Origin of the sequence: Streptomyces sp. NBC_00503, assembly GCF_036346895.1 — a bacterium.
Lineage (GTDB): Bacteria > Actinomycetota > Actinomycetes > Streptomycetales > Streptomycetaceae > Streptomyces.
The window spans coordinates 2,508,068-2,523,520 of record NZ_CP107855.1 but is presented as its reverse complement, the minus strand read 5'-3'; the positions used below and the strand labels follow the sequence as shown (position 1 = coordinate 2,523,520).

Here is a 15,453-nt window from a genome sequence, read left to right as displayed (position 1 = left end):
TGCGGAACGCTTCTGTGCGGGGCGGTCCGGAGGGTCCACGGACCCACCGGGCCGCCCCGCTTCCGTGTGCAATCAGGCCAACAAGGGCTGCAGGGGGGTTGAGGGATGGGATTCTTCGACGGCATCAGGGGCAGTCGCGGTGAGCACTTCCAGTCGGGCAGTGCCTCGTCCAACGCGATCGAGCTGACCAAACGCCATCCGACGGTGTCGCTCACCAAACAGGGGGCGGTGCACGGCAATCTGCGCGTGAACCTCTCCTGGCGGATGCGCACCTCGGACATCGGCGGCCGCACCGCCGGCCAGAGCGGGCAGCTCTTCCGCCACCCGTTCAAACTGTTCAAACCGGACATGGTGCAGGCGCACACCCAGGGCATGGTCAATGTCGACCTCGACATCGGCTGCCTCTACGAGCTGACCGACGGAACCCGGGGCGTCGTCCAGCCGCTGGGCAACCTCCACGGGGACATCAACAGCCCGCCGTACGTGAAGCTCAGCGGCGACGACCGCTTCGGAGCGCCCTCCGGCGAGACGATCTTCGTCAACCTCGACCACGCCGAGGAGATCAAGCGGCTGCTCGTCTTCGTATACATCTACGACCAGACCCCGGCCTTCGACCGGACGCACGCCCTGGTGACCCTCTTCCCGATCACCGGGCCGCGCATAGAGATCCCGCTGGAGGAGCGCCACCCGCAGGCGCGCTCCTGCGCGGTGGTCTCCCTGGAGAACGTCAAGGGCGAGCTGATCGTGCGCCGCGAGGTCAAATTCGTCTACGGGTTCCAGGCCGAGCTCGACCGGCTGTACGGGTGGGGCCTCCAGTGGGGCCGGGGCTACAAGACCAAGGCCTGAGGCGGGCGGGCGCACACCTCAGGGGCCTCTGCGGTCTCCGTGGCCTCAGCGGCGGATGAACTGGGGGCCCTGCACCGGCAGCCGGAAGGACGGGTCCCCGCCCGGAGCCGGCACGGGCGCAGGGGACACCGGCTGCGGATACCCGTACGCGGGCTCCTCGGCCGGCGGCGCCTGGGTGGGCGGGGTCGGCAGCACCGGGGCCGGCGGCACCGGGGCGGGCTCGGCCGCGGAGGCCGGGGCCTCGGGGGCGCCCTCGTCCACGGAGATCCCGTGGTCGGTGGCCAGCCCGACGAGTCCGTTGGAGTAGCCCTCGCCGAGCGCGCGGAACTTCCACCCGTCGCCCCGGCGGTACAGCTCGCCGCAGATCAGCGCCGTCTCGGCGCCGGTCTCGGGCCGCACGTCGAAGAAGGCCAGCGGTTCGGAGCCGCCGGTGGCGGTGGCGTCGTAGAGCAGGATCCGCAGGTCGTGGACCCGCTGGAAGGGCACGTCCTCGGCGGAGGCGACGACGAGGATCCGGTCCACGGCCGGGGTGACGGCCCGCAGGTCCGCCTGGACGGCGTCGGTGATCCCGTCGCCGAGCTGCTTCTTGCCGAGCCGCCAGACCGCCCCCGAAGGGTGCCGGGGCTGGTTGTAGAACACGAAGTCCTCGTCCGACCGGACCCGTCCGTCCGAGCCCACGAGCAGCGCGGATGCGTCCACGTCGGGAACACCGGGCCCGCCGGTCCAGCGCAGCACCGCCCGGACCGCCACGGCGGCCACCGGGATGTTCGAGCCCTTCTGCATCGCGTGCGTCATGGCGGTCATCCTGCCCTCCCGGGCGGGACGGGGACAATGCGGCCCCCCGTAGACCTTGTCCCCGCGAAAAGTCCTGGGCATGGTGCAAGGGTGGCTACAGGGCGGCCGCGCAGGTGTGTGGTGCACCCGGCCCGGCCGGAACCGTCCGGTACGAAGGTGGTGACCTCAGCGGACCAAAGACCTGCTACGGATCTCTGACCAGCGACGGTTACCTGGATTTCATGTGCATGGGGAACTCTGGAATCTCATTCGTACGTACTATTACCGGCCATGCCAGTCGGGCCGCCGAGGCAGTACGGGGGAAGCACATGCGTCATTTCGGGCACATATCGCCCACCGTCCGCAAGGACCTCTTCCACCAGGAGCCGGCCGAGTTCACCGCCGCCTCCCCCGCCCGCACGCTCGCCGCCGCTCTGGGAGCCACGCTCTACAGTCCCGCCACCCGGACCCAGCTGGCCCGTGACGTCCGCAAGCAGGCCGGCCGGGGAGTCGTCTCCATGGTCCTGTGCCTGGAGGACTCCATCAGCGACGCCGACGTCGCGGACGGCGAGGAGAACCTCGTCCGGCAGTTCGCCGCCCTCGACGCGGCCGCGGACGAGGGCCCGCAGGGGGACCGGGCCGGGGAGCTCCCGCTGCTCTTCGTCCGGGTCCGCACGCCCGAGCAGATCCCCGACCTGGTGCACCGGCTCGGCGGCTCGGCCGCCCGACTGTCCGGATTCGTCCTGCCGAAGTTCAGCGAGAGCCGCGGAATGGCCTTCCTGGACGCCGTGGCCCAGGCGGAAGCGGCGAGCGGACACCCCCGGCTGTACGCCATGCCCGTCCTGGAGACCCCCGAGCTGCTCCACCTGGAGACCCGCGTCGAGGCCCTCGCCGGGATCTCCCGCACGGTCAACAAGTACCGCGAGCGCGTCCTGGCACTGCGCCTGGGCGTCACCGACTTCTGCTCCGCGTACGGACTGCGCCGCACCCCCGACATGACCGCCTACGACGTGCAGATCGTCGCCGGTGTGATCGCCGACGTGGTCAACGTGCTCAGCCGCGCCGACGGCACCGGCTTCACGGTCACCGGGCCCGTCTGGGAGTACTTCCGCAGCCAGCAGCGGCTCTTCAAGCCGCAGCTGCGCCGCAGCCCCTTCCAGGAGGAGGGCGTGGAGGAACTGCGCACCGCCCTGATCGAGCACGACCTGGACGGGCTGCTGCGCGAGATCGAGCTGGACCGGGCCAACGGGCTGATGGGCAAGACCTGCATCCACCCCGCCCACGTCACCCCCGTCCACGCGCTGTCGGTGGTCTCCCACGAGGAGTTCAGCGACGCCCAGGACATCCTGCGCCCCGAGAGCGGCGGCGGCGGAGTGATGCGGTCTGCTTATACGAACAAAATGAACGAGGTGAAGCCCCACCGGGCCTGGGCGGAGCGCACGATGCTGCGCGCCGAGGTCTTCGGTGTGGCGAAGGAGGAGGTCGGCTTCGTCGATCTCCTCACGGCCGGGCTCCAGGTGTGAGCGGGCCGTTGACTGCGAAGAAGGGCAAGAAGATCGAAGCCGTGTGGTCGGGAACGTGGGTCGCGAGCCGGCTGGGCGTCGGCCTGGAGGAAGGCGCCGCCCCCGGGACGCCGACCGGCGGGCCCCGGCTGGCCGAGCTGCTCGGGCTCGCCCTGCGCCGCAACCCCAAGCGGGCGCACCTGCTGGTCTCGCAGGTGCTGGGCAAGCACGTCCCGCAGTCCCCGGCGGTCGTCTACGCCGCCGGGTACGGGCTCGGCGTCCGGGTCCGGGAGCTGCTGGGCGAGCAGGAGGCGGCCTCGGCCGTGGTCCTCGGGTACGCCGAGACCGCGACCGGGCTCGGCCACTGCGTCGCCGACGGCCTCGGCAGCGCCCCGTACCTGCACTCCACCCGGCGCCCCGTGCCCGGCGTGGAGCCCGCGGGCGGCTTCGAGGAGGCCCACTCGCACGCCACCTCGCACCTGCTGCTCCCCGAGGACCCGAAGCTGCTGGCCGGCTCCGGCCCGCTGGTCCTGGTCGACGACGAGTTCTCCACCGGCAACACCGTCCTGAACACCATCCGCGACCTGCACGAACGCCATCCGCGCGGGCACTACGTGGTCGTGGCCCTGGTGGACATGCGCTCCGCGTCCGACCGAGACCGCCTGACGGCCTTCGCCGAGGGCCTGGGCGCCCGCGTGGACCTGATATCCCTCGCCTCCGGCACGGTCTCCCTCCCGGAGGGCGTCCTGGCGAAGGGACAGGCCCTGGTGGAGGAGTACGAGGCGGTGGGTAAATCTCAGCCCCTGCGGCGTTTGAGGAGCGGGGTCCGGGGCAGCGCCCCGGGAGACGACCCGCACCCGATCACCCGCGTCGCCCTCGACTGGCCCACCGGCATACCCGACGGCGGCCGCCACGGCTTCACCCCGACGCACCGCGAAGCCCTGGACGCGGCCCTGCCGGCCATGTCGGACCGGATCAAGGCCGCGCTGGGCACGGCCCCCGCACGAGTCCTCGTACTCGGCAACGAAGAGCTGATGTACGCCCCGCTGCGCCTCGCACAGGCCCTGGAGGCGTCCGGCGCGGCGGCCGAGGTCCGCTTCTCCACGACCACCCGCTCGCCGGTCCTGGCCGTCGACGACCCCGGCTACGCCATCCGCACCCGGCTCGTCTTCCCGGCCCACGACGCCCCCGCGGACGGCCCCGGCGACCGGTACGCCTACAACGTCGCGGGCGCCGGCTTCGACGCCGTGGTCGCCGTCGTCGACTCGGCCGGGGACACCCCCGAGCTCCGCACCGGCCTCCTCGCGGCCCTCGCCCCGCACACCGGCCGCGTCGTGCTGGCCGTCATACCGTCGTACGTCCCCGACCGGCAGGAGCCGATCATGACCGCCGAGCCCCTGCGCGGCCCCGCCTTCTCCTCGTACGCTCCCGAGGACGTCGGCTGGCTGCTCCAGGACTTCTCCGACGTGGAGCTGGAGGCTCCGACCGAGGAGCGCGAGGAGGCCATCCAGGCGGGCGGCGCGCACTACGCGGAGTCCCTGCCGGTCGAGTACCAGCCGTCCCCGGAGTACCAGCAGCTCTACCAGAGCGCGCTGACCGCCTCCGCGGCCCGCATGGCACGCGCCGTCGGAACCGTCACCGAGACGGTGCTCGCCGAGCGGTCCCCGTCGCCGGTGCTCGTCTCCCTGGCCCGCGCGGGCACCCCGGTGGGCGTCCTGATGCGCCGCTGGGCCCGGGCCCGGCACGGCCTGGACCTGCCGCACTACGCCGTCTCCATCGTGCGCGGCCGCGGTATCGACGCCAACGCGCTGCGCTGGCTGGCCGCCCACCACGATCCGGCCGACATCGTCTTCGTCGACGGCTGGACCGGCAAGGGCGCCATCAGCCGCGAGCTGCGCGAGGCCCTGTCCGAGTTCGAGGGGTTCAACCCCGAGATCGTGGTCCTCGCCGACCCCGGTTCGTGCGTGGAGACGTACGGCACCCGCGAGGACTTCCTGATCCCCTCCGCCTGTCTCAATTCCACGGTTTCCGGACTCGTCTCGCGTACGGTGCTCAGGTCCGACCTGGTCGGGCCCGCCGATTTCCACGGCGCGAAGTTCTACCGCGAGCTCGCCGGAGCCGATGTCTCCGTCGCCTTCGTCGACACCGTCGCCGCCCACTTCGAGGAGGTGGCCGAGGCCGTGGACGCCGAGGTCAAGGAGCTCCTCGCCGCCGACCGCACGCCGACCTGGGTGGGCTGGCAGGCAGTGGAGCGGATCAGCGAGGAGTACGGCATCCACGACGTGAACCTGGTCAAGCCGGGCGTCGGCGAGACCACGCGGGTGCTGCTGCGCCGGGTGCCGTGGAAGATCCTCGCGCAGCGCGGCGCGGGGGCCGACCTGGACCACGTACGACTCCTCGCCGAGCAGCGAGGGGTTCCGGTGGAGGAGGTCGACGGGCTGCCTTACACCTGCGTAGGCCTCATTCACCCCCGCTTCACGCGCGGCGCCACCGGCGCCGACGGAAAGGCTGTGTCAGCCAAGTGACCGTCCTCGTAGCCAGTGACCTCGACCGCACGCTCATCTACTCGAACGCAGCGCTCGCCCTGACCATGCCCGACCCACAGGCCCCGCGGCTGCTGTGCGTCGAGGTCCACGAGAGCAAGCCGCTGTCGTACATGACGGAGACGGCGGCGCAGCTGCTGGCGGAGCTGTCGGCCGACCCGGGCGTCGTCTTCGTCCCGACCACCACCCGTACCCGCAAGCAGTACCAGCGCATCCGCTTCCCCGGGCAGCCGGCGAAGTACGCGATCTGCGCCAACGGCGGCCAGCTGCTCGTCGACGGGACCCCGGACCGGGACTGGCGCCGCCAGGTCGCGGCGCGCCTCGCCGAGGAGTGCGCCCCGCTGGAGGAGGTGCACGCGCACCTGCTGTCCACCGCCGACCCGGCGTGGCTGCGCAAGGCCAGGGTCGCCGAGGACCTCTTCGCGTACCTGGTCGTCGAGCGGGCGCTGGTCCCGCCGGAGTGGATCAAGGCGCTGACGGAGTGGGCCGAGGCCCGCGGCTGGACGATCTCGCTCCAGGGCCGGAAGATCTACGCCGTCCCGCGCCCGCTGACCAAGAGCGCGGCGATGCGAGAGGTGGCCCGGCGTACGGGGGCCACCGCCACCCTGGCGGCCGGGGACTCGCTGCTGGACGCGGACCTGCTGCTCGCGGCGGACGCGGGATGGCGGCCGGGCCACGGCGAGTTGGCCGACGCCGACTGGACGGCGCCGCACGTCACTTCGCTGACGCAGGCGGGGGTGCTGGCCGGTGAGGAAATCGTGCGCGCATTCACCCGCGAGGCCGAGCGACTGGGCACACTGGGATCATGACCAAGGGCAACAGCACCAAGATCACAGACGAGCTCTACCGCTACATGCTGGCGCACAACCCGCCGCTGGACGAGGTCCAGCAAGGGCTGGTGGCGTCGACGTACGCGGCGTTCCCGGACTCGGCCGGAATGCAGTCGGCGGAGGAGCAGGGCCCGCTCCTGGCCTTCCTGGTCCGGCTGACCGGCGCCCGGCACATCGTGGAGGTCGGCACCTTCACCGGCTTCTCCTCGCTGTCGATGGCGCAGGCGCTGCCGGCGGACGGCCGGCTCATCGCGTGCGACGTCTCGGAGGAGTGGACGGCGTACGCGCGCGAGGCCTGGGCGAAGGCGGGGGTCGCGGACCGCATCGAACTGCGGATCGCGCCCGCCCTCGAGACGCTGCGCGCGATGCCGGCCGAGCCGCACATCGACATGGCGTACGTGGACGCCGACAAGCAGAGCCAGATCGCCTACTGGGAGGAGCTGGTTCCCAGGCTCCGTCCGGGCGGGCTGATCGTCACCGACAACACGCTGTACCACGGCACGGTGCTGGACGAGTCGGCGACGGGTGCGGCGGCGGGCGTCCAGGCCTACAACGACCACGTCGCGGCGGACCCCCGCATGGAGTCGGTGATGCTGGCGATCTCCGACGGCATCACCCTCTCCCGCAAGCGCTGACCGCAGGCGTCAGCCGCAGCCGCCCCCACCGCAGCAGCCGCCTCCGCCGCCGCCCATCGGCGCGGCGGGGGCGCTGCTGGTCCCGCCGACGGCGACGGCCGAGAGCAGCTTGACGGTGTCGGAGTGCCCGTCCGGGCAGTCGGTGGGCGCGGAGGACTCGGCCATGGGCCGGCTGACCTCGAAGGTGTCTTCGCAGGTCCGGCAGCGGTATTCGTAACGGGGCATGCGGTACAGGCTACGCAGTCGCCCCCCACCCGGGAAGCGCCCCGCCCCGCGGCCCGCAGGCGGGACCGGCGGAGCAGGCATGACCGGCGGGACCGGGCCGCACCCCCGTGTCGACCCGGGCCCGCCGGTGGATCAGCGGGATCAGCGCAGGACCGTGCCGGCCGTTGCCGCGAGGAGGCTGAGCTCCGCCCGGGTGGGGGCGCCCTCCCAGTCGCCCCGGGAGGCCACCGCGAAGGCGCCCGTGGTCACCGCCCGGTCCAGACGGGCGGCGGTGCCCAGGCCGTCCAGGAACGCGGAGAGGTAGCCCGCCACGAAGGCGTCGCCCGCGCCGACGGTGTCCACCGCCCGGACCGGACGGGCGGGGGCGTGGAGCGAGGAGCCGTCCTCGGTGTGGGCCGTCGCTCCGGCCGCGCCGAGTTTGACCACGACCTCGCCGACTCCGAGCGCCAGGAGCTCCTTGGCCTGCACGGCCGGGTCGGCCGGGGCGTCCGGGGGCAGGCACAGGGGGAGTTCGTCGTCCGAGGCGATGAGGACGTCCACGGACGGGGCCCACTCGCGGAGCACCGCCGCCGCCTCCTCGCAGGACCACAACCGGGACCGGAAGTTGACGTCGAGGCAGACCAGCGCCGAATGCTCGGCCGCGAGGCGCAGGGCCATGGTCGCCGCCGAGCGCGCCGAGCGGGAGAGGGCCGGGGTGATGCCGGTGAGGTGCAGGACCCTGGGAGGGGCCGCCGTGAAGGCGCGCTCCAGCGAGCAGGCCTTGAGGCGCGAGCCCGCCGATCCCGCCCGGTGGTAGTGCACCCGGGTCGGCTCCGGCAGGCGCGGCTCCGAGAGCATCAGCCCGGTCGGGGCCCCGCCCTCGTCGCGGGAGGCTCCGCCGACGTCCACGCCCTCGGCACGCAGCGTCCGTAGGACCAGCTCACCGGCCTCGTCCTCGCCGACCGCGCCCGCCCAGCGGACCGAGTGGCCGAGCCGGGCCAGGCCGATCGCGACGTTCGACTCGGCGCCGGCGACGGAGACGTCCATCGTGCCGCCGAGGCGCAGCGGGCCGCTGCCGCGCAGGGAGAGCATCGTCTCCCCGAAGGTGAAGACCTCGATCCCGTCCGTGTCCATACGCGGATTCATGCGCGGATTCATGCGCGGACTCATGCGCAGACCGCCAGGAACTCCGCCGCCCGGCGCCGCAGCGCGCCCAGGTCGCCGCCGTCGGCCGCGTCCCCGACCAGCGGGGAGCCGATGCCGACCGCCACCGCGCCGGAGGACAGGTACTCGGCCGCGGCGGCCGAGTCCACCCTGCCGACCGGTACGAACGGCAGGTCGGGGAAGGGCGCCCGCAGGGCCCGCAGGTACGCCGGTCCGCCGATCGAGCCGGGGAACAGTTTGAGCGCGGCGACCCCCGCCGCGTCGGCCGCGATGACCTCGGTCGGGGTGATGACCCCGGCCAGCACCGGCACGCCCTGGCGGACGGCCTCCTCCACGCCCGCGCCGAGCCCCGGGGTGACCATCAGGTTGGCTCCGGCCCCGGCGGCCCGCTGGGCGTCCTCGGCGGTGAGGACCGTACCGGCCCCCAGCCACGCCTCGTCGCCGAGCTCCTTGCGGGCGCGGCCGATGACCTCCAGCGCGTCTGCCCCGCTGAGGGAGACCTCGACGAGGGACACGCCCTCTTCCACGAGGGTCATGACGGTACGGAAGGACGCCTCGGCGTCCCTGCCGCGGACGATGGCGACGAGCCGCTCCTGTCGCAGCGCTGCGCCGAACTCCATGGGAATGCCTGCCTTCTGATGTGTGGGGGGAAAGGGAATGCCGAGTGGTGGTGGGGGCTCACCACTCGGCGAAGGAGCCGTCGTCGTGGCGCCACACGGGGTTGCGCCAGACGTGCCCCTTCTTGTCGGCGGCGCGGACGGCCGCCTCGTCGACCTCGACCCCGAGGCCCGGCCGCTCGGTGCGGACCCGGCCGTGGAAGTCGAGGCCGAAGTCGCGGTCGTCGCCGAGGACTTCGCGGGCGGTCTCGGCCCGCTGGATGCATTCGCGCACCTCGGAGCGGGTGGCCAGCGGGCTCATGCGGCCGCAGCCGTTCATCTTGACGGCCGTGAAGCCCGCCTCGATCTGGCGCGTCAGCGCGTCCTCGATCTCGTGCGGCTCGTCGCCGCCGACCCAGGCGTAGGCGCGGATCCGGTCGCGGACCGGGCCGCCGAGGAGCTGGTGCACGGGCTTGCCGTACGCCTTGCCCTTGACGTCCCACAGCGCCTGGTCGAGCCCGGCGACCGCCGAGGACAGGACGGGGCCGCCGCGGTAGCCGCCGCCCTTGGTCATGACCTGCCAGTGGTCCACGATCCGCATCGGGTCCTGGCCGAGCAGGTACTCGGACAGCACCTCCACGGCCGCGCGCACCGGTTCGGCGCGCCCTTCGACCACGGGCTCGCCCCAGCCGACGACGACCTCGTCGGTCTCGACGCGCACGAACATCCAGCGCGGTGGGGCCATGAAGGTCTCGATACGGGTGATCTTCACTGCGGACGGTGTCCTCTCCAGGTCGGGTGGCAGGACCGGGATGCGGGGTACTACGGGTACTACGCGTGCTTCGGGTACTGCGGGGGTCGGGCTAGGGGTGGTCGCGCTTGGCCATGTCGAGGAGGTCGAGCACGGCCATGTACGCCCCGTCCGGGTCCCCGGCCCGGACCTGGTCGACCACGGCCCGGTGGATCGCGTGCGGATGCTCGAAGTCCCCCGTCCTGTGCACCGTGCGGTCGCGTTCCACGAGGGCCGGGATGATCACCCGGTACATCTGGGTGAAGAACAGGTTGTGCGAGGCGGTCAGCAGCGCCAGGTGGAACGAGGCGTCCGCCCGTACGTGCAGCACCGGGTCGCTGTCGCTCGCCGCCATCGCGGTCAGCGCCGCGTCCAGCGCGGCCAGGTCCTGCTCGGTCGCCCGTACGGCGGCCAGCGCGGCCGCGGCCGGCTCGATCGAGCGGCGCAGCTCCAAGAGGTCCGAGAAGAAGCAGTCGGGTGCACCGGCCGCGAGCTTCCAGCGCAGCACGTCGGCGTCGAAGAGGTTCCAGTCGGTGCGCGGCCGGACGAAGGTGCCGCGCTTCTGGCGGGCGTCGAGCAGGCCCTTGGCCATGAGCACCTTGATGGCCTCGCGGAGCACGGTCTGGCTGACGTCGAGCTCCTCCATGAGGCGGGGGAGGTCGAGCGTGGATCCCTCGTCGTAGCTGCCGTCGAAGATCCTGCGGGCCAGTTCCTCCACGGCGGCCTTGTGGATCCCCCGGCCGGCGTAGGCGGCTTCGCTGCTGCTCATTCCGGTTCCCCCTCTCCTGTCGGGGCTTTCATCCCTACTTGCTCCCCTGGCAAGGCAAAGAGTTGCACAAGTAATCGTTAATTAGCAATTATTGCGTCGCAGAACCGGAGCATCTGATTCCGGCACTCCTCGCCCCGTCCCCCATGCCCCGGAGACACCGATGTCCCTCAGCAACGACCCGGCCGCCGTGACCGCGCGGCGGGTCCGGCTTCGCCTGGACCTATGCCCTCGCCCAGCTCCCCGGCGGCCGCCCCGTCGACAGGTTCGGCCCCCGCATCGTCTACGCCTGGGCCCTGATCGGCTGGTCCGTGATGACCGCCCTCGGCTCCCTGGCCAAGGGCTTCGGCTTCCTCTTCGCCAGCCGCATGGGCCTCGGCCTCTTCGAGGCTCCCGCCTTCCCGTGCAACGGCCGCGTCGCCGCCTCCTGGTTCCCGCGCGCCGAGCGCGGCCGGGCCGTCGCCGTCTACACCTCCGGGCCGCTTGAAGGAGGAGGGGTATCGGCCTGGGCGTGGCCTTCCCGCTGATCGCGTGGCTGGCCGCCACCCTCGGCCGGCGCCACGTTTTCTGGATCCTCGGCGGCATGGGCATCGCCTGGGCGCTGGTCTGGATGAAGGTCATCCGCAACCGCCCCGAACAGCACCCCAAGGTCGGCGAGAACGAGCTCGTCCACATCACCGAGGACGAGACCTCCGCCGACACCGCCGCCCGGGCCCAGGAGAAGGGCGCCTTCCGCCGCGACATGGCCTTCCTGCTGCGCCGGCGCCGCATCTGGGGCGTCTTCCTCGGCCAGTTCGCGATCGCCTCGACGCTCTACTTCTTTCTGACCTGGTTCCCGACGTACCTCACCGACGAGCGCGGCCTCAGCCTCGACAAGGGCGGCCTGACCGGCGCCCTGCCCTTCGTCGCCGCCCTCGTGGGCGTGCTGTGCGGAGGCAGCTGGTCCGACTGGATGGTCAAGCGGGGCATGTCGGCGTCCTTCGCCCGCAAGACCCCGATCGTCACCGGCCTGGCCCTGGCCGGGGTCATCGTGGCCGCCAACCACGTCACCTCGAACGCCGCGATGATCGCCATCATGTGCGTGGCCTTCTTCGCCAACGGCCTCGCGTCGTTCTCCTGGGTCCTGGTCACCGAGATCGCCCCGCAGCGCATGCTGGGCGTGGCCGGCGGCGTCTTCAACGTCTTCGGCAACCTCGCCGGCATGCCGGGGTCGCCGCTACCTCCACCTCCACCGCCGCTACCGTCGGCCGGCCGTCGCCCGCTGCTCCCGAGCCGCCTGCTCGGGGTGGCGGGCCCGCCAGTACGGGTTGTCGTGCGGCAGGGCGCTGCCCACCCGCCCGTACATCCCGAACCACATCAGCATGACGCCGACCACGAAGCTGAACAGCACGTTCTGGATGTGGAAGGCCAGGAAGTTCATCCCCGTGTCGAGTAGCGCCAGGTTCACGAACCCGCTCGCGATGAAGAGCAGACCCAGCACGATGTTGAGCGTCGAGGCGAAGCTCCCGCCGATCACCATTCCGGCGATGAGCAGGGCCCCGATGCAGATCGACAGGACGCTCAGCGCGCCGTTGGTGTTCAGGGCCAGCACCGTGTCGCCGCCGGTGTTGAAGAACCCGATCCGGTGGACGAGCCCCAGGATCCCGAAGACGACCAGCAGCAGGCCCGTCAGGCCGGCGCCGACCCGGTAGACCTTGTTGAGCTTGTGGTCGGCGGGCAGGTGTTCGTCGAGGCGGGCGTTGACGGGGTGCATGACGCGCTCGAGGCGGTGGGCCAGCGCGTGGGGCTCCGGCGGCACCCGGGAGGGATCGGGCTCGTGGGCGACGTAGGGCGCGTAGTGCTCATGGGGTTCCGTGCAGCCGTAGGCGGCGTGGGCCACGTACGGCTCACGGGACGGCTCATGAGGTGTGGGGGGCGCATGGGGCGCACGGGGCTTGTGGAAAGTGTGGGCAGCCATAACGCCCTCCTCTGGTCCGTTCCCGGCACCTCCCAGCATCCATCGATGCCCACCAGGCGACAACCCAGGACCGGAGTACGAGGTCAGGCCTGGCCGGGGTACGAGGTCAGGCCTGGCCGCGCTCCGTCCGGATCCCGCTCACCACCCGGTTCACCGCATCGCGCACCTGACCCATCTCCAGCAGGAACGCCCAGTAGTCCGGATGCCGGCCCTCCAGCCCCGCGACCGCCCGGTCCACCCGCGCCACCGACTCGTCCAGCGGCCGCGCATGCCGCGGATCGGGCACGCTGCGGCCCGCCATCGCCATCCGCTGCGCATCGCGGATCGCGAACCGGGTCCGGTCCACCTCCGCCTGCGGATCCCGCGCCACCGCCTCCAGCCGCGTCAGCCGGTCCTGCGCCGCCGACACCGCCTCGTCGGTCGAGTCCAGCGCCCCCCGCACGGCCTCGACCAGTGCCGTCACATCGGCCCAGCGCTGCTCGTCCCGGGCGCGGGCGGCCTCCCGCAGCCGGTCCTCCGCCTGCGCGACATCCCGTACCGCCTGGTCGGGCACGTGCTGGAGGTCCTGCCAGCAAGCCGCGCTGAACCGCCGGCGCAGCTCGCTGAGTACGGGATCCACCCGGTCCGCCCGATTGCGCAGCGCCTGCGCACGGGTCCGCAGGCTCACCAGCCGCCGGTCGATCTCCGCCGCCCGCTCCGGGAGCCGCGCCGCCTCGGCCCGTATCCCCTCGGCGTCGCGCAGGATCCGGTCGGCGCGCTGGACCGTCTCCTGCACCCCGTGCTGTGCGGCGCCCTGGTTCAGCTTCGTCAGCTCCGGACCCAGCGCGGCGAGCCGGGCCGCCAGGTCGTCGGCACGGATGCCCTTGCCGCGCACGTCGTCCAGCGCGGTGCTCGCCGCCAGCAGCGCGGCCCTGGCCCGCTCCCGGGCGGGCGCCACCCGCGCCAACTGCGTCTCCGCCTTGTCCAGCAGCGGCTGCAGCCCCTGCGCGAAACGGTCGAGCTCGCCCTTCACCCGTACGAGCTCCTCGCGCGCCCGCGTCAGCTCCTGGGTCGCCCGCGTCGCGGCGGCCGCCTCCAGCTCGGCGCGATCCAGGTCATGTGCGTCGACGGCCTCGATGTACACCTGGCTGACCTGGTCGATCCGCTGCCCGAGCGCGACGAACCCCTCGCCCGCGCGCCGCGCTTCGGGCGATCCGTCGGCCGCCGCGATCGTCTCGATGGAGATCCGCAGATCCCGCTGCGCGGTGTCCAACTCGTAGAACGCGGCCGCGGCGGCGTCCTTCGCCGCCTGGGCATCAGCCCGCCGACTCTCGTCCCGCCCGCCGCCGAACCACCGCCGGGGTGCCGTCGTCACAGTCGCTTCTCCCGTACCCCGTCCGCAATGCCCCTGCCCCGGTCCATTCTCCCTCACGGGAACGGGTTTGCGTGGGGGGTACGCCCTCCATGTAGGCTGTCCACTCATCCACGGGTGCGTAGCTCAGGGGTAGAGCGCCGCTCTTACAAAGCGGATGTCGGCGGTTCGAAACCGTCCGCGCCCACCAGTGGAAAGACCCCCTGCCGATCATGGCGGGGGGTCTTTTGCGTTGTTGGTCGACGGGGGATCCGAGTGGCCGCGCGGGGCGGGATAGTGGAGGCATGTGCCGATCTATCAAGACGTTGCGTCCGCCCGCGATTGCGGAGAAGGCGACCGAGGAGGAGATCCGGGCCGCCGCGCTTCAGTACGTGCGCAAGGTGTCCGGCTTCAGGGCGCCCGCCGCGCACAACCAGGAGGTGTTCGCCGCCGCCGTCGACGCGATCGCGGAGGCCACGCGGGACCTGCTGGACGGGATCCAGGTCCGGGGGGCGACGGCGACGAGCTAGGCCGTCTAGGCGGCTGCCGGGACGGCGGTTTCCTCCAGGGGGACCACCGCTACCGGGCAGGTGGTGTGGAGCAGGACCGCGTTGGTGACCGAGCCCAGGTGAGGGGAGAGCGGGCGCTTGCGGTGGCGGCCGATGACCAGCAGGTCCGCGGCCTGCGAAGCGGCGACCAGGTGGCCGGCCGCGTCGCCCGGTGCTGTGACCTGCTCGACCCGGACCTCCGGGAAGCGCTCCGCGTGCGGGCGCAGGTGGGCCGCGGCCAGGGCGCCGATCTCGTGCGCGCCGGCCGTCTGGGTGTGGGAGGCCTTGCCGATGGTGCCCGCGGTGGTGAAGGTCCGGCCCGGCCAGGCGTGCGCGATGACGACCTGGAGGCGGGCACCGCGCCGGGCCGCCTCGCGGAAGGCGAAGTGGGTGGTGCTGTCGTCGGGGGCTGTGGTGTTCAGGCCGAGCACGATCTGTCCGTACGGGTCGCGCACGGGCGGCTCGGCCCGCGGTACGACCACCACGGGGCAGGCGGCACGGCTCGCGCAGGCGAGGCCGTTCGAGCCGAGCAGGAGGCTGGCGAAGCCGCCGCGGCCTCGGGAGCCGAGGACCATCAGTTGGGCGTCCGCGCCCAGGCCGGGCAGTACGCGGTCGGGGGCGCCGGGGTGGGAGACGTACTCGATCGGGGGAAGCCCGGCGCGGCCGTCCAGGGCTTCGCGGACCCGGATGAGCACCGGGTCGTCGTCGGGTCCCGGCTCCTCGAACCCGCCGGACAGGGCCGAGCCGATCGAGTTCATGTAGAGACGGGCGTGCACGATGCGCAGCGGTGCCCGGACCGTCAGGGCTTGGGAGATGGCCCATTCCAGGGCCCGGTTGCCGTTCGCGGAACCGTCGACGGCGGCGATCACGGGGCGCGGGCTCTGGTCCATGGCGGGCTCCTTGTGGGGCAGCGGTGCGTGGACTCAGCCTTGCCGCGACGGCCTCCGGGCGGGAGTGGGGAAAGTCCC

At 72.5% G+C, this 15,453-nt stretch carries 14 protein-coding genes, 1 tRNA gene and 3 pseudogenes; 9 read left to right on the top strand and 9 right to left on the bottom strand.

All coding sequences use genetic code 11. From position 1 onward, the window contains the following. Positions 1 to 105: 105 nt before the first annotated feature. Positions 106 to 846 (top strand): TerD family protein, encoded by a 741-nt coding sequence (locus tag OG490_RS11810; RefSeq protein ID WP_330296240.1) that lies wholly within the window; start codon positions 106 to 108, stop codon positions 844 to 846. Between the two features lie 45 nt (positions 847 to 891). Here OG490_RS11810 and OG490_RS11805 read toward each other — a convergent pair whose 3' ends face one another. After that, positions 892 to 1,641 (bottom strand): TerD family protein, encoded by a 750-nt coding sequence (locus OG490_RS11805; protein ID WP_330300890.1) that lies wholly within the window; start codon positions 1,639 to 1,641, stop codon positions 892 to 894. Positions 1,642 to 1,949: 308 nt separating this feature from the next. Here OG490_RS11805 and OG490_RS11800 point away from each other — a divergent pair, with 308 nt between their 5' ends. The 4 genes from OG490_RS11800 to OG490_RS11785 are packed head-to-tail and all read left to right on the top strand — an operon-like array spanning position 1,950 to position 7,130. After that, positions 1,950 to 3,143, top strand: coding sequence for an HpcH/HpaI aldolase/citrate lyase family protein (locus tag OG490_RS11800; RefSeq protein ID WP_330296239.1), 1,194 nt, complete (start codon positions 1,950 to 1,952; stop codon positions 3,141 to 3,143). Positions 3,144 to 3,151: 8 nt separating this feature from the next. Continuing rightward, the gene (locus OG490_RS11795; RefSeq protein WP_443065792.1) at positions 3,152 to 5,647 is read left to right on the top strand and encodes a phosphoribosyltransferase; all 2,496 of its coding nucleotides are present in this window, start codon (positions 3,152 to 3,154) and stop codon (positions 5,645 to 5,647) included. Then, positions 5,644 to 6,474: an HAD family hydrolase gene (locus OG490_RS11790; RefSeq protein WP_330296237.1), complete on the top strand. Its 831-nt coding sequence runs from the start codon at positions 5,644 to 5,646 to the stop codon at positions 6,472 to 6,474. Before OG490_RS11795 ends, OG490_RS11790 begins: the two co-directional genes overlap by 4 nt. Then, a complete protein-coding gene (locus OG490_RS11785) occupies positions 6,471 to 7,130 on the top strand; it encodes an O-methyltransferase (protein WP_330296236.1) in 660 nt (219 codons plus the stop codon). Before OG490_RS11790 ends, OG490_RS11785 begins: the two co-directional genes overlap by 4 nt. A gap of 9 nt (positions 7,131 to 7,139) precedes the next feature. Here the strand turns inward: OG490_RS11785 and OG490_RS11780 are convergent, their stop codons facing one another. The 5 genes and pseudogenes from OG490_RS11780 to OG490_RS11760 all read right to left on the bottom strand — a co-directional run bounded on the left by OG490_RS11780 (position 7,140) and on the right by OG490_RS11760 (position 10,653). After that, positions 7,140 to 7,355 carry an FmdB family zinc ribbon protein gene (locus OG490_RS11780; protein WP_330296235.1) on the bottom strand — a complete coding sequence of 72 codons (216 nt, stop codon included), beginning with the start codon at positions 7,353 to 7,355 and terminating at the stop codon, positions 7,140 to 7,142. A gap of 141 nt (positions 7,356 to 7,496) precedes the next feature. After that, positions 7,497 to 8,468, bottom strand: a complete 972-nt coding sequence (locus OG490_RS11775; RefSeq protein ID WP_330296234.1) for a sugar kinase — start codon at positions 8,466 to 8,468, stop codon at positions 7,497 to 7,499. A 32-nt stretch (positions 8,469 to 8,500) separates the two neighbouring features. Continuing rightward, entirely contained in the window at positions 8,501 to 9,118 is a 618-nt protein-coding gene (locus tag OG490_RS11770; RefSeq protein WP_330296233.1) for a bifunctional 4-hydroxy-2-oxoglutarate aldolase/2-dehydro-3-deoxy-phosphogluconate aldolase, read from the bottom strand. 187 nt (positions 9,119 to 9,305) lie between these two features. Beyond that, a pseudogene (locus OG490_RS11765) lies at positions 9,306 to 9,866 on the bottom strand (galactonate dehydratase); the annotation flags it as partial. A gap of 91 nt (positions 9,867 to 9,957) precedes the next feature. Next, on the bottom strand, positions 9,958 to 10,653 hold the full coding sequence (locus tag OG490_RS11760) for a FadR/GntR family transcriptional regulator (RefSeq protein ID WP_330296231.1): 696 nt from the start codon (positions 10,651 to 10,653) through the stop codon (positions 9,958 to 9,960). A gap of 215 nt (positions 10,654 to 10,868) precedes the next feature. On the opposite strand from OG490_RS11760, the pseudogene OG490_RS11755 reads away from it, so the two are divergent. Together OG490_RS11755 and OG490_RS11750 are read left to right on the top strand one after the other, a co-directional pair. Further along, a pseudogene (locus OG490_RS11755) lies at positions 10,869 to 11,177 on the top strand (MFS transporter); the annotation flags it as partial. Continuing rightward, positions 11,162 to 11,800: pseudogene (locus tag OG490_RS11750) on the top strand (MFS transporter); the annotation flags it as partial. The pseudogenes OG490_RS11755 and OG490_RS11750, both read left to right, overlap by 16 nt. An 87-nt stretch (positions 11,801 to 11,887) precedes the next feature. Here the strand turns inward: OG490_RS11750 and OG490_RS11745 are convergent. Next, positions 11,888 to 12,403 (bottom strand): DUF4383 domain-containing protein, encoded by a 516-nt coding sequence (locus OG490_RS11745; protein ID WP_330300889.1) that lies wholly within the window; start codon positions 12,401 to 12,403, stop codon positions 11,888 to 11,890. Positions 12,404 to 12,713: 310 nt separating this feature from the next. Then, a complete protein-coding gene (locus OG490_RS11740) occupies positions 12,714 to 14,018 on the bottom strand; it encodes a hypothetical protein (protein ID WP_330296230.1) in 1,305 nt (434 codons plus the stop codon). 55 nt (positions 14,019 to 14,073) lie between these two features. On the opposite strand from OG490_RS11740, the gene OG490_RS11735 reads away from it, so the two are divergent. Both OG490_RS11735 and OG490_RS11730 read left to right on the top strand, forming a co-directional pair. Then, positions 14,074 to 14,148, top strand: a tRNA-Val gene (locus OG490_RS11735). A 94-nt stretch (positions 14,149 to 14,242) separates the two neighbouring features. Then, a complete protein-coding gene (locus OG490_RS11730; RefSeq protein WP_330296229.1) occupies positions 14,243 to 14,467 on the top strand; it encodes a DUF2277 domain-containing protein in 225 nt (74 codons plus the stop codon). A gap of 5 nt (positions 14,468 to 14,472) precedes the next feature. Here OG490_RS11730 and OG490_RS11725 read toward each other — a convergent pair whose 3' ends face one another. Next, complete coding sequence (locus tag OG490_RS11725) at positions 14,473 to 15,375, bottom strand: universal stress protein (RefSeq protein ID WP_330296228.1); 903 nt, start codon at positions 15,373 to 15,375, stop codon at positions 14,473 to 14,475. Positions 15,376 to 15,453 lie beyond the last annotated feature (78 nt).